Genomic DNA, 13,369 nt, shown 5'->3' on the forward strand with positions numbered 1-13,369 from the left:
TTGGGGCGTGAACTTCCGCGCCCCAACGCAGGAAGCCCGCCCCAAACCCCGAAGCCTGACCGACGAGGTCACTGCACGCGGCGCAGCAGCTCCAGCAGTGCGAGGGCGTACGCATCGGCCGGGGCCGGGTGATCGAAGACGAGCCGCTCCCCCGCCAGCTCGATCTCGACCTCGTACGTGTCGGCCCGCCGTCGCAGCATCCGGAACGCCCCGCGCAGCAGCTCGCGCAGCTGACTCTCGTGCGGCAGCCACAGCGCGTCCTCGAGTGCGACGGAGTCCAGCGCCCACTCGGTCGTGCCGTTGAAGGCGAGGATGCGGCCCGTCGGATACTCCCGTGGCTCGATGGTCATCTCGCTCACCGTGAAGACGTCCGCCTCGAACTCGGGCTCATCGAGCTGGAACCGGTCGCCCGAGTGCGGATGCCACACGAGCCCCGCATCCCGCAGTGCGGCGGCGAGGTCTGTCGAGATCATGTCGTCCATCCTGCCCCCGGCGGCGCCGATCGGCAGAACAATGGAAGAGTGACCGCCGCATCGTTCGACCCGACCGCCCTGCTGCCCGACGAGCTCCTGGAGCGCTTCCGCGAGCGCGCCGTCGTCCACGACCGCGAGAACACGTTCCCCGACGACGATCTCGCCGACCTCATCGCGGTCGGCTACACGGCAATCCTCGTCCCGCGCGAGCTCGGCGGTGCGGGACTCGGCCTCGCCGAGGCATCCGTTCTGCAGCAGCGACTCGCCGGCTCTGCGCCCGCGACGGCGCTCGCGATCAACATGCACCTGGTGTGGACCGGGGTCGCGAAGGTGCTCTCCGACCGCGGCGACGACGCTCTGCGGTTCGTGCAGGAAGGCGCGGTCTCGGGCGAGATCTTCGCGTTCGGCATCAGCGAGGCCGGGAACGACCTCGTGCTCTTCGGCAGCGACACGGATGCCGCCCCCGCGGCCGACGGCTCGTACGCCTTCACGGGCACCAAGATCTTCACGTCGCTGGCTCCGGTCTGGAGCCAGCTGGGCCTGCACGGGCTCGACACCACCTCGCCCGACGCGCCGAAGCTCGTGTTCGGCTTCGTGCCGCGTTCCGACGCCGTCACCACGCGCGACGACTGGGACACGCTGGGTATGCGCGCAACGCAGTCGCGCACGACGGTGCTCGACGGTGCCGTCGCGCCCGCCGACCGCATCGTGCGCCGCCTCGACCCCGGCCCGAACCCCGATCCGCTCGTCTTCGGCATCTTCTCGGTGTTCGAGCTGCTGCTCGCGTCGGTGTACACCGGCATCGCGCGGCGCGCGCTCGACCTCGCCGTCGACGCCGCACGGTCGCGCACGTCGAAGCGCACCGGCGCGGCGCTCAGCCAGGATCCCGACATCCGCTGGCGCGTCGCCGAGATGGCGCTCGCGTACGACGCGATCGTGCCGCAGCTCGCGTCGCTCACGCGCGATGTCGACGACCGGGTCGACCACGGGCCCCGGTGGTTCTCGTTGCTGTCGGGCGTGAAGCACCGCGCGGTCGCGACGGCGAAGCGGGTCGTCGATGACGCGATCCTCGTCTCGGGCGGCTCGTCGTACTTCTCGCGGAACGAGCTGAGCCGCCTCTACCGCGACGTGCTGGCCGGCCTCTTCCACCCCTCCGATCCGGAGTCGGCGCACGCGACGGTCGCGACCGCGTGGCTGGGACCGATCGAGAGCTGATCGTCGTCTCGTCGGGTGCCGCCCGCAGAGGGATGCCGAGGTTCCCGGTCAGCGCAGCGCGGCGACGGTCTTGCGCACGAGGTCGATGTGCAGACGGAAGCTGCGCACCATCTCGCGCGTCGAGTGCAGGTTGAGCACGACGTTCACCCCTGCCTGCGGCACACGGAACGCGTGCGCGGCGGTGACGCCGAGGTGACCGTGGGCGTGCGGCATCCCGAACAGGAACGGCGAGAGACCGCCGTACCGCACCGTCATGGCACCCGCGCCGTAGCGGATCCCGGGACGGAATCTGCCGTTGCCTGCGATCATGCGGTCGCGAACGGATGCCGGCACCAGCCGCCCCGCACCCCAGGCGGCGAGCAGGCGGTCGAGGTCGTCGAGGGTCGTCACGACGCCTCCGCCGCCCCAGTCGCACGACAGGCTGGTCGCACGGCTGAGCTCCGCGCGACCGATCCACAGCGGCGCGATGTCGAGGTCGGCGGCCGGCGTCGCCGACGTGCTGGGTGCACCGCCGGGGAGCGTGTGGAACAGCAGCGCCGACTCGGTCATGCCGGTCGGGGCGAAGACGTCGCGGTGGAACTGCTCGCCGAGGCTCGCACCGCCGGCCTCTTCGAGGATGCGCGCGAGCAGCACGTACCCGGTGTCGGAGTACGAGAACCGGCCGCCCGGCACACCCACCGGCCGCTGATGGCGACGCGTGTAGTCGAGCAGGTCGTCGGGTGACCAGCGCCGGTCGGGGTGGTCGGCGATCTCGCGTTCGAACGGGATGCCGGTGTCGGCGCGACCCTCGAAGTAGTCGGCGACGCCGCTCGTGTGCGTCAGCAGGTGCCACGGCGTCGCCTCGCGGGCGCGATCGCGACCGTCGACGACGAAGAGCCCCCGCCACTCGGCGCCGGGCAGGAGCTCGGTCACCGGCGCGTCGAGGTCGAGCGCGCCGGTCTCGGCGAGCTGCATCGCGCGGATCGCGGTGACGAGCTTGCCGACGCTCGCGCTGTGGAAGCGCCGAGCGCGATCACCCGACGCGAACTCGAACCCGGGCGCGGTGACCAGCACCTGGGCGGACGGCAGGTCGCGCTTGCCGCGTGCGCGGTCGGCACGCGCGACGACCCGGCGCAGCTGATCGGTGAGTCGCTCGGTGCGCTCGGCGGTCGGTGTGGCATGATCGGTCACTGTAATATCCCTCATAGGTATCTCTCATAGAGATATCATTCCGGAGGCCATCGATGCAACACGTCATCCTCGGGATGCTGCTCGTCCACGGTCCGCTGACGCTGTACGCCGTGCAGCGACAGTTCACCGCGGGCGTCTCGCTCTTCTACAGCGCCAGCTTCGGCAGCATCCAGCGCGCGCTGCGCCAGCTCGTCGACCGCGGCCTCGTCAGCGTCGCCTCTCCCGGCGAGCGCGGGCAGAAGCCCTACTCGATCACGGCCGACGGCGAGCGCGAGTGGCGGGAGTGGATGCGGCATCCGATCACCGGCTCCGACGCCGAGACGACCGCGCTCGCGAAGGTCTTCTTCCTCGGCGCCGTCGACTCCGCAGAGCGCGCGGCGGTGCTGTCGACCATCCGCGAGCGCATCACCGCCGACCTCGCCGAGCTCGACGGCACCGCCGACGGCATCGATCGCCTCGACGTGCCGGCCGAGTCCGCCGAGGTGCTGCGCTTCCAGCGCGCGACGCTCGACTACGGCATTCGCGCGCATCGGCTGGCGCTGGAGTGGGTCGACGAGCTCGACGACGTGGCACCGGCAGCGGGCCGGATCGCCCCGCAGGCCGCCGTGCGAGGATGACCGCATGCCGCCCACGCCGACCAGCCTGCTGAGTCCCGCCGACCAGGAGCGGCGACGGGCCCTGCGCCTCATGAAGGGCGTCGCTCTCGGCGCGCTCATCCTGATGGCCGTCGTGTTCGCCGTCGCGTTCACGTTCCAGGACTCGATCCCCGCACTCGGCTACGTGCGCGCCGCGGCCGAGGGCGGCATGGTGGGGGCGCTCGCCGACTGGTTCGCGGTCACGGCGCTGTTCCGGCATCCGCTCGGGATCCCGATCCCCCACACGGCGATCATCCCCAAGCGCAAGGACGAGATCGGGCGGAACCTCGGTGAGTTCGTCGAGACCGAGTTCTTGCGCGGCGACGTCGTGCGCACCAAGCTCGAGGCCACGTCGATCGCGCTGCGGCTCGGCGAATGGCTGCGCGAGCCCGCCCACGCACGCCGCGTCGCCGACGAGGGCTCGGCGCTCGCGGCCGCCGTGCTGCGCGCCGTGAGCGATGACGATGTGCGCGACATCGTCGAGGACCTCGCGCGCGAGCACCTCATCGCCCCCGAGTGGGGACCGCCGCTGGGCGCGTGGCTCGAACGGCTGGTGGCATCCGGCGCCCACCACAGCGCCGTAGACCTCGCCGCCGACAACGTCGCCGCCTGGCTGCAGGCGAACCGCTCCGCCTTCCAGGGCCTGGTCTCGCGCCGACTGCCCGGCTGGGTGCCGTCGTTCGCGCACCGGCTGGTCGACGACGCCGCCTACGGCGAGGCCGTCAAGTTCGTCGCGGCCGTGCAGGCCGACCCGCAGCATCCCGCCCGCATCGCGATCGACGGCTACCTCGCGCGACTCGGCGACGGCCTGCAGCACGACCCGGCGATGGTCGGACGGTTCGAAGACGCGAAATCGGCGGTGTTCGACTCGCCGCGCGTGCGCGAACTCGCCGGACGCGCCTGGGAGACCGCGAAGAGCGGCCTGCTCACGACTCTCGACGACCCCGGCAGCGGGCTTCGGCGGCGCGCGACGGAGGCGCTGGCCGAAGTCGGTGATCGCCTGACGACGGACGCCGCACTGCAACGCCGCGTCGACGGGTGGATCACCGATGCCGCCGTGTTCGTCGTCGACCGGTACCGGCACGACATCGCCTCGATCATCACCGACACCGTCGAGCGGTGGGATCCGCACGAGACCACCGAGAAGATCGAGCTCATGGTCGGCCGCGACCTGCAGTACATCCGGCTCAACGGCACGATCGTCGGCGCCCTCGCCGGCGTCACGATCCACACGATCGCCGTGACGCTGCTGGCGTGACGGCGTGTGTCGCACGCCGTTCCCACGGCGCCGGCCAGAGGCTAGCCTGTGCCCGTGGACGCGGATCAGCTCCTCTTCAGCTACGGCACGTTGCAGCATCCTGAGGTTCAGCTCGACACCTACGGGCGCCTGCTGCAGGCCGAGGCCGACAGCCTGCCCGGCTACACGGTCGATTACACCGAGATCGAGGACCGCCGCGTCGTCGACCTGTCGGGACTCGCTGTGCACCCCGTCGTGCGGTCGACCGGCAACCCGCTCGACCGGGTCGTCGGCGTCGTCCTGCGCATCACCGAAGACGAACTCGACGCGACCGACGAGTACGAGGTCGCGCTGTACCGCCGCGTGTCGGTGAGGCTGGCCAGCGGCCGCGCCGCATGGGCGTACGTGTCGGCGTGAGGCTGCTTGCGCGCGCGAGGCAGGGTGGAGCGATAGCGTCGGGGGTGTGAGCCTGTCGCACGATCCCCTGTGGCCCCGCGCGGGCGGCTGGCCTGCGGCATCCGAGGTCGACGGGGCGGTGGATGCCGCGATCGTCGGCGTTCCCGCGTGGCGCACATCGCTCTCGCCGACGGGGGCGCATGCCACCCCCGCCGCGATCCGCGAGGCCCTGCCCCGCTATGGCGCGACGCTGCTCGGCCCGCCGCCGATCGACCTCGGCGCGGTGCTGCGCATCGTGGATGCCGGTGACATCGCCGAGCCCGACGGACCCGACGGCGAGGCGTCCGTGCACACGGCCGTCGCCGCCCTCGCGGCGCGCGCCCGCCTGGTGATCGCACTCGGCGGCGACAACTCGATCACGTACGCCACGGCGCGCGGCGCGGGCGCCCAGGGGCTCATCACGCTCGACGCGCACTTCGACCTGCGCGACGGCGTCTCGAACGGCTCGCCCGTGCGCCGCCTCGTGGAGGGCGGGCTCGATCCACGGCGCATCGTGCAGATCGGCATCGCCGACTTCGCGAACTCGGTCGCCTACGCGCAGCGCGCCGCCGACCTCGGCATCACGGTCATCACCCTCGACGACGTGCGCCGCCGCGGCATCGGCGAGGTGGTCGCGTCGGCCCTGCGCACGGCAGGCGCCGGCGACGGACCCGTGCACCTCGACATCGACGTCGACGTCTGCGACCGGTCGGTGGCACCCGGGTGCCCCGCGTCGGTGCCGGGCGGCCTGCAGGCATGGGAGCTGCGCACCCTCGTCCGAGCGATCGCGCACGACGACCGGGTGTCGAGCGCCGACATCGCCGAGGTGGATGCCACCGCGGACACCCCCGACGGACGCACGGTGCGGCTGGCGGCCCTGTGCGTGCTCGAGCTGCTGGCGGGGAAGGCGGTGTCGGCATGATCCGACTGGTGCTGGTGCGGCACGCGAAGTCGGACTGGGGCGACCCGGGTCTCGACGACCACGACCGTCCGCTGAACGATCGCGGGCGGCGCGACGCCCCGGTGATGGCGGCACGTCTGGCCGAGACGGGATTCCGCCCCGACGCGATCCTGTCGAGCTCGGCGCTGCGCGCGCGCACCACCGCCGGTGTCTTCGCCGAGGCGCTCGGACTCGCTGTGCAGATCGACCCCGAGCTCTACGGCGCCCCGGCGGCGACTCTGCTCGGCGCTGCGGCCGCGAGCGGTGCGGCATCCGTCGTCGTCGTCGCGCACGATCCGGGCATGAGCGTGCTGGCCGGCCGCCTGTCGGACGGCGGCATCGGCCAGATGCCCACGTGCGCGGTCGCGCGCTTCGAGTGGGTGGCCGACTCGTGGGACGTCGCGACCGCCCTCGATCCCGACGACTGGTCGATCGACACCCCGCGCTGAGTCCGGGCGAGCCGGTCGGGGCGGGCGCGGCGCCAGTCGGCCGTGACGGCGGTCAGGCCGTCGCGACGCCGTCCTTCCAGACCTGCGCGACCAGCGGCACGCCGGGGCGGTAGGCCAGGTGCACGCGCGTGGGAGCGTCCAGCAGCACGAGGTCGGCCCGCATGCCCGGCGCGATCATGCCCACATCGTCGCGGCGCAGGGCCCGGGCGCCCCCGGCGGTCGCCGCCCAGACCGCCTCGGCGGTGGTCATGCCCATCTCGCGGACGGCGAGCGCGATCATCAGCGGCATCGAACTGGTGAAGCTCGACCCCGGATTGCAGTCGCTGGCCAGAGCCACCGTCACGCCCGCATCGAGCATCCGTCGCGCGTCGGGGTAGGGGTGGCGCGTCGAGAACTCGACGCCCGGCAGCAGGGTCGCGACGGTGTCGGATGCCGCGAGGGCGGCGATGTCGGCGTCGTCGAGGTACGTGCAGTGATCGACGGATGCCGCACCCATCGACGTCGCGAGGCGGACACCCGCGCCCGGGCCGAGTTGGTTGCCGTGCACACGGGGCAGCAGTCCCCGCGCGATGCCCGCTTCGAGCACCCGCCGCGACTCGTCGGGCGTGAACGCGCCCCGCTCGCAGAAGACATCGACCCACCTGCTGTGGGGGGCGCAGGCATCCAGCATCGGGCCGCAGACGAGGTCGACGTATGCGTCGCGGTCATCGGCGAACTCGGCCGGCACGACGTGGGCGCCGAGGAACGTCACCTCGGGCGTCGCCTCGGCGGCGAGCCGCGCGAGTCGCTCTTCGGTCTCGAGGTCGAGCCCGTAGCCGGTCTTCACCTCGAAGGTCGTGGTCCCCTGGGCGCGCAACTCGGCGGCGAAGCCCGCGAGTCGGGCCCGCAGTTCATCGTCGGTCGCCGCGCGGGTGGCGGCGACCGTGCGCCGTATGCCGCCGGCGGCATAGGGCGTGCCGGTCATACGCGCCTCGAACTCGTCGGCGCGGTCGCCGCCGAACACCGTGTGGGTGTGGCTGTCGACGAAGCCCGGGATGACCGCGCGCCCGCCCGCGTCGACGACCTCGAGCTGCCCCGAACCGTCGCTATCCGGCCCGACCCAGGCGATGCGGCCGTCCTCGATGAGCACGGCGGCGTCGCGCAGCGTGCCGCACGGGTCGCCGTCGGCGGCGACGTTGGTGGTCAGCTCGCCGATGTTGCGGATCAGGGTCGCGGCGCTCACAGCATCGGCACCTTCAGGCCGCGGTCGCGTGCGACCTCTCGCGCGCGGTCGTAGCCGGCATCCACGTGGCGCATGACCCCGGTGCCCGGATCGTTGGTGAGCACGCGCTCGAGCTTTTCTGCGGCGAGCGGAGTGCCGTCGGCGACGGTGACCTGCCCGGCATGGATGCTGCGGCCGATGCCGACCCCGCCGCCGTGATGCAGCGACACCCAGGCGGCGCCCGATGCGGTGTTGAGCAGCGCGTTCAACAGCGGCCAGTCGGCGATCGCATCGGATCCGTCGGCCATCGCCTCGGTCTCGCGGTACGGCGAGGCGACAGAGCCCGAGTCGAGGTGGTCGCGGCCGATCACGATCGGCCCCTTCAGCTCGCCCGAGGCCACCATCTCGTTGAACTTCAGCCCCGCGAGGTGGCGCTCTTTGTAGCCCAGCCAGCAGATGCGCGCCGGAAGGCCCTCGAAGTGCACCTTCTCGCCGGCCTGCTCCAGCCAGCGGTGCAGCGCGGCGTCCTCGGGGAACAGCTCCGCGACCGCGCGGTCGGTCTTGGCGATGTCCTCCGGGTCTCCCGACAGCGCCACCCACCGGAACGGGCCCTTGCCCTCGGCGAACAGCGGGCGGATGTAGGCGGGCACGAAGCCGGGGAACGCGAACGCGCGGTCGCAGCCACCCAGTTCGGCTTCACGGCGGATCGAGTTGCCGTAGTCGAAGACGGCGGCGCCGGCATCCTGGAACCCGACCATCGCCTCGACGTGCGCGGCCATCGACCGGCGGGCTCGGGTCGTGAAGCCCTCGGGGTCGGCGGCGGCCGCCGCCTTCCACTCGTCGACCGAGATGCCCACGGGCAGGTACGCGAGCGGGTCGTGGGCGCTGGTCTGATCGGTGACGATGTCGATCGGGATGCCGCGGCGCAGCAGCTCGGGGAAGATCTCGGCGGCGTTGCCGACCACCCCGACCGAGAGCGCCTCGCCGGCGCCCTTGGCGGCGACGACCCGCTCGATCGCGGCGTCGAGGTCGGTGGCGTACTCGTCGAGGTAGCCGTGCTCGACGCGACGGGCCAGGCGCGACTCGTCGACGTCGACGATCAGCACCGTGCCGCCGTTCATCGTGACCGCCAGCGGCTGCGCGCCGCCCATGCCGCCGCATCCGGCCGTCAGGGTGAGGGTGCCGGTCAGCGAGTCGCGGCCGAGCGACTGCGCGACCGCGGCGAAGGTCTCGTAGGTGCCCTGCAGGATGCCCTGCGTGCCGATGTAGATCCACGAGCCCGCGGTCATCTGCCCGTACATGGTGAGACCGAGGTCTTCGAGCCGGCGGAACTCGGGCCACGTCGCCCAGTCTCCGACCAGGTGCGAGTTCGCGATGAGCACCCGCGGCGCCCACTCATGGGTGCGGAAGACGCCGACCGGCTTGCCGGACTGCACCAGCAGGGTCTCGTCGGGCTCCAGTTCGTCGAGGGTGCGCACGATGGCGTCGTACGCCTCCCAGCTGCGCGCGGCCTTGCCGGTGCCGCCGTAGACGACGAGGTCTTCCGGGTGCTCCGCCACCTCGGGGTCGAGGTTGTTCATCAGCATCCGCTTGGCCGCTTCGGCGCCCCAGCTCTTCGCGGTGCGCTCGGCACCGCGCGCGGCGCGGACCGTGCGGGTCTCGGTCGTGGTCATGGTGTGCTCCTTTGCCGCTGCGCCGGCGCCTGCGGTCAGGGTGATCCGGCGGTGACGGGATCAATCGGGGGTGTTGTGTCCTGCCGCGACAGGATCTGCCGATCCGGACGAGCGGGGTGGAAGGGATGCCGCGGCCACGACCGCGCCCGAGAGCACGAGCGCGGTGACCGCCTCGATCTCGGGGCTGAGGTAGCGGTCGGGGCCGGGGCCGTCGACGGCGGCGCGCACGACGTCGCGGACGGCGGAGGTGCGCGGGCCCGGCTGCAGCGGCGCGCGCAGGTCGAGGGCGCGCGCGGCGGTGAGCACCTCGATGGCGAGCACGCGGGCCAGCCCGTCGATGCCGCGGCGCAGCTTGCGGGCGGCCGCCCAGCCCATCGAGACGTGGTCCTCCTGCATGGCCGACGACGGGATCGAGTCGACGGATGCCGGTACCGCGAGGCGCTTGAGCTCGGAGACGATGCCGGCGGCTGCGTACTGGGCGATCATGTGGCCCGAGTCCACCCCCGCCTCGTGCGCGAGGAACGGCGGCAGCCCGTGACTGCGGGCGACGTCGAGCGCACGATCGGTGCGCCGCTCCGAGATCGAGGCGACGTCGGCGACCGCGATGGCGAGGAAGTCGAGCACGTAGGCGACCGGCGCCCCGTGGAAGTTGCCGTTCGACTCGACGCGGCCGTCCGGGGTGATCACGGGGTTGTCGACGGCCGAGGCGAGCTCGCGCGACGCGATGAGGGCGGCGTGGTCGGCGGTGTCGCGCGCTGCCCCGTGCACCTGGGGGCTGCAGCGCAGCGAGTAGGCATCCTGCACGCGGGTGCACTCCGGGCCCTTGTGCGAGGCGACGATCGGCGAGTCCGCGAGCAGGGTGCGCAGGTGCGCGGCCGACGCGGCCTGGCCCAGCTGCGGGCGCAGCGCCATGAGGTCGGCGGCGAACACGGCATCGGTGCCGAGCTGACTCTCGACCGACATGGCGGCGGCGACATCGGCGACGTCGAGCAGGTTCGACAGGTCGTGCAGGGCGAGCAGCAGCATCCCGAGCATGCCGTCGGTGCCGTTGATCAGGGCCAGCCCCTCCTTCTCGCGCAGTTCGAGGGGGGTGATGCCCGCCTCGGCGAGGGCGACGGATGCCGCGGCGGCGCGGCCGTCGGCGAGATGCACGCGGCCTTCGCCCATCGCCGCGAGCGCGACGTGCGACAGCGGGGCGAGGTCGCCCGAGCAGCCGAGCGAGCCGTACTCGCGCACGACCGGAGTGATGCCGGCGTTGAGCATCGCGGCATAGGTCTCGACGACCACCGGTCGCACGCCGGTGCGCCCCGTCGCCAGCGTCTGCAGACGCAGGAGCTGCAGCGCGCGCACCACTTCACGCTCGACCTCGGGCCCGGTGCCGGCTGCGTGCGAGCGGATGAGGCTCGCCTGCAGCTGGGCGCGGCGTTCGGACGCGATGAAGGTGGTCGCGAGCGCACCGAAGCCGGTCGAGATGCCGTAGTGCGGCTCGGGGTCGTCGGCGAGTCCCTCGATGAAGGCACGGGATGCTGCGACGCGGTCCATCGCGGCGGGATCGAGTTCGACCCGCGCCCCGTGGCGCGCGACGGCGACGACCTGCGCGGGGGTGAGGGGCGCCGCGCCGAGGGTGACGGCGGCGACGGAGGTGGTGACGGTGGTCATGCTCCGATTCCACACCCCTCCCCTCGCCCGCGACAGGGGTTCGTGACATCCTGTGTCTGGTATGCCAGACGAAGCCGCTCCCCGCCCGCAGGTGCCCGCCGCCGACCAGACGCTGCGGATGCTGGCGTTCCTCGCGCGCCAACGGGGGCCCGTCGCCGCCCGCACCCTCGCCGATCAACTCGACATTCCGCGCTCGAGCGTCTACCACCTGCTCGCGGCCCTCGAGCAGCACGGGTTCGTCGTGCACCTGCCGGGCGACCGACGCTGGGGACTGGGCGCGGCCGCGTTCGAACTGGCGGGCGGCTATGCCCGCCAGCAGCCGCTGGCACGGCTGGGTCGCGCCCGTGTCGCCGCCCTGGCCGACGACGCCGGCGAGAGCGCGCACCTCGCCGTGATGACCGGTCGCGACGTGCTGTACATCGTCGAGGAGCGCGCGCCGCGCCGCCCGGCGCTGGTGACCGACGTCGGCGTGCGCCTGCCCGCGCACTTGACCGCGACGGGGCGCGCGATGCTCGCGGCCCTCCCCCGCGAGCAGGTGCGGGCGCTGTACCCGGATGCCTCGGCCTTCGCCGATCGCACCGGCCGCGGTCCGCGGCGCCCCGGTGAACTGCGCGCGGTGCTGCGCGACACTCGCACACGGGGATACGCGACCGAAGACGGCGAGGTGACGCTGGGCTTGCGCTCGGTCGGCGTGGCGGTGCGCGACCACGCCGGCTGGCCGGCTGCGGCGATCGCGCTCACGTGGCCGACCGATCAGCCCCGCGACGATGACGAGCTCGCAGCGCGTGCGGCCGACGCGGCAGCCGAGCTCGAACGGCGGCTCTACGGCAGCCGGCGCCCGTCGTAGGTCAGTCGACCTTGGCGACGGTTCCGGCCGTGAGCGCGACGAGCTGGTCGTACGTCAGGGGGAACACCGTGTGCGGGGTGCCCCCTGCGGCCCAGATCTCGTCGTACTGCGCGAGTTCCTCGTCCACGATGGTGGTCAGCGGCGACGGGTGGCCGGTCGGCGCCACGCCTCCGATCGCCTGGCCCGTCGCCTCGCGCACCTGCTCGGGCGTCGCGCGGGCGATCTTCGTGCGTCCGAGTCGCGAGGCCAGCGCGGCGGTGTCGACGCGGTGGGAGCCGCTGGTCATCACCAGGAGCGGCTCGTCGTCGGACCAGAAGACGAGGCTGTTCGCGATCGCGCCCACGTCGACTCCCAGGGCCGCGGCGGCCAGGGGTGCCGTGGAGGCGGCGTCCGGCAGCACGATGATGTCGCCGGTGATCCCGGCGGCGCGCAATGCGTCGTGGACGAGGCGGCTGCGCGCAGGAAGGTGGTCGGTCACGGCACCAGCCTATGGTCGGCGGTCAGGATCCCGGGAATGTCGTAGATATGTTCTAAAGTCGAGGTATGGGGAGCTTCTCGGGCATGGCGTTCGAGGAGGCGTATGCGCCCGAGACGTTGAGCGGGTTGACGATGCTGCTGGATGCGGATGCGGCGGTGGCGACGATGGCTGCGGAGCGGATCGAAGCGGTCGGGGTGATGCGCCGGTTCGCGGTCACCGGTGTGACGTATGGGGCGTCGATGGAGATCGCGCTGCGGTCTTTGCGGCTCGAGATCGCCGCCGCGTTGCGGATCACCGAGTACGCCGCGGACCGGCTGCTGGACCTCGCCGACGCGCTCACCTCGCGGTACCCGGCGGTGCTCGAAGCGTTGGGTCGGGCGAACATCACCCAGACCCACGCCGAAGCGTTCGTCGACCTGATGCGCGAGGTCGAACCCGACCTGCAGGACCAGCTCGCCGCGGAGGGGCTCGCGTTGGCGGAGGAACTGCCGGTCGGGTCCTTCCGGCGGGCGTTCGGTGACCGGATCGCGGCCGTGCGGTCGGTGACGCTCGCGGAACGTCACGCGTCCGCGGTCGCCCGGCGACGGGTGGTGTACCAGGACGATGTGGACGGGATGGGGTGGCTGTCCATCCACGGCCCCGCCGTCGAGCTGAAGGCGGCGCACGGTCGGGTGTCGGCGATCGCGAACCCCATCGCCGCGTGCGGGGACGACGACCGCACCCTCGACCAGGCCCGTGCCGACGTGGCCCTGGACCTGCTCATCGACGGCACCACCGCCCACCTGCCCGATCGCATGGGAGCACGGCGGCACCACCACCGAGGCCAACCTCGCCCCCTTGTGCAAAGGGAACCACACGGTCAAACACCACGGCAACTGGACGGTACGACAACAACCGGGCGGGATCCTGGAATGGACCTCACCCACCGGACGCATCTACACCGTCCACCCCGAACGG

At 72.5% G+C, this 13,369-nt stretch carries 13 protein-coding genes and 1 pseudogene; 8 read left to right on the top strand and 6 right to left on the bottom strand.

Annotated features, from left to right (window positions below):
* Positions 1 to 68 precede the first annotated feature (68 nt).
* Positions 69 to 473 carry a pilus assembly protein CpaE gene (locus ABD663_RS05230; RefSeq protein ID WP_344736823.1) on the bottom strand — a complete coding sequence of 135 codons (405 nt, stop codon included), beginning with the start codon at positions 471 to 473 and terminating at the stop codon, positions 69 to 71.
* Positions 474 to 521: 48 nt separating this feature from the next.
* Here ABD663_RS05230 and ABD663_RS05235 point away from each other — a divergent pair, with 48 nt between their 5' ends.
* Entirely contained in the window at positions 522 to 1,688 is a 1,167-nt protein-coding gene (locus ABD663_RS05235) for an acyl-CoA dehydrogenase family protein (protein ID WP_344736824.1), read from the top strand.
* A gap of 48 nt (positions 1,689 to 1,736) precedes the next feature.
* Here ABD663_RS05235 and ABD663_RS05240 read toward each other — a convergent pair whose 3' ends face one another.
* Positions 1,737 to 2,858, bottom strand: a complete 1,122-nt coding sequence (locus tag ABD663_RS05240; RefSeq protein ID WP_344736825.1) for a serine hydrolase domain-containing protein — start codon at positions 2,856 to 2,858, stop codon at positions 1,737 to 1,739.
* Between the two features lie 53 nt (positions 2,859 to 2,911).
* On the opposite strand from ABD663_RS05240, the gene ABD663_RS05245 reads away from it, so the two are divergent.
* From ABD663_RS05245 to ABD663_RS05265, 5 genes are read left to right on the top strand one after another with little or no spacing between them, the layout of a single operon-like run.
* The gene (locus tag ABD663_RS05245) at positions 2,912 to 3,475 is read left to right on the top strand and encodes a PadR family transcriptional regulator (protein ID WP_344736826.1); all 564 of its coding nucleotides are present in this window, start codon (positions 2,912 to 2,914) and stop codon (positions 3,473 to 3,475) included.
* Between the two features lie 4 nt (positions 3,476 to 3,479).
* On the top strand, positions 3,480 to 4,751 hold the full coding sequence (locus tag ABD663_RS05250) for a DUF445 domain-containing protein (protein ID WP_344736827.1): 1,272 nt from the start codon (positions 3,480 to 3,482) through the stop codon (positions 4,749 to 4,751).
* Between the two features lie 54 nt (positions 4,752 to 4,805).
* A complete protein-coding gene (locus ABD663_RS05255; protein WP_344736828.1) occupies positions 4,806 to 5,147 on the top strand; it encodes a gamma-glutamylcyclotransferase family protein in 342 nt (113 codons plus the stop codon).
* 46 nt (positions 5,148 to 5,193) lie between these two features.
* Positions 5,194 to 6,087, top strand: coding sequence for an arginase family protein (locus ABD663_RS05260; RefSeq protein ID WP_344736829.1), 894 nt, complete (start codon positions 5,194 to 5,196; stop codon positions 6,085 to 6,087).
* A complete protein-coding gene (locus ABD663_RS05265; RefSeq protein WP_344736830.1) occupies positions 6,084 to 6,554 on the top strand; it encodes a SixA phosphatase family protein in 471 nt (156 codons plus the stop codon). Before ABD663_RS05260 ends, ABD663_RS05265 begins: the two co-directional genes overlap by 4 nt.
* A gap of 52 nt (positions 6,555 to 6,606) precedes the next feature.
* Here the strand turns inward: ABD663_RS05265 and hutI are convergent, their stop codons facing one another.
* Genes hutI through hutH form a run of 3 tightly spaced genes read right to left on the bottom strand, consistent with a single transcriptional unit; the run spans position 6,607 to position 11,087 of the window.
* Positions 6,607 to 7,776, bottom strand: coding sequence for an imidazolonepropionase (gene hutI / locus ABD663_RS05270; protein ID WP_344736831.1), 1,170 nt, complete (start codon positions 7,774 to 7,776; stop codon positions 6,607 to 6,609).
* On the bottom strand, positions 7,773 to 9,428 hold the full coding sequence (gene hutU / locus ABD663_RS05275; protein ID WP_344736832.1) for a urocanate hydratase: 1,656 nt from the start codon (positions 9,426 to 9,428) through the stop codon (positions 7,773 to 7,775). The genes hutI and hutU overlap by 4 nt, the downstream gene beginning before the upstream one ends.
* Before the next feature lie 60 nt (positions 9,429 to 9,488).
* Positions 9,489 to 11,087: a histidine ammonia-lyase gene (gene hutH / locus ABD663_RS05280; protein WP_344736833.1), complete on the bottom strand. Its 1,599-nt coding sequence runs from the start codon at positions 11,085 to 11,087 to the stop codon at positions 9,489 to 9,491.
* A gap of 61 nt (positions 11,088 to 11,148) precedes the next feature.
* On the opposite strand from hutH, the gene ABD663_RS05285 reads away from it, so the two are divergent.
* Positions 11,149 to 11,934 (top strand): IclR family transcriptional regulator, encoded by a 786-nt coding sequence (locus tag ABD663_RS05285; RefSeq protein ID WP_344736834.1) that lies wholly within the window; start codon positions 11,149 to 11,151, stop codon positions 11,932 to 11,934.
* 1 nt (position 11,935) lies between these two features.
* Here ABD663_RS05285 and ABD663_RS05290 read toward each other — a convergent pair whose 3' ends face one another.
* A complete protein-coding gene (locus ABD663_RS05290) occupies positions 11,936 to 12,412 on the bottom strand; it encodes a YbaK/EbsC family protein (RefSeq protein ID WP_344736836.1) in 477 nt (158 codons plus the stop codon).
* A 197-nt stretch (positions 12,413 to 12,609) separates the two neighbouring features.
* Between ABD663_RS05290 and ABD663_RS05295 the strand changes: the two are divergent.
* A pseudogene (locus ABD663_RS05295) lies at positions 12,610 to 13,134 on the top strand (DUF222 domain-containing protein); the annotation flags it as partial.
* Positions 13,135 to 13,369: the final 235 nt, after the last annotated feature.

The organism is Microbacterium awajiense, from assembly GCF_039536545.1.
In the GTDB taxonomy this organism is placed as follows: Bacteria; Actinomycetota; Actinomycetes; order Actinomycetales; family Microbacteriaceae; genus Microbacterium; species Microbacterium awajiense.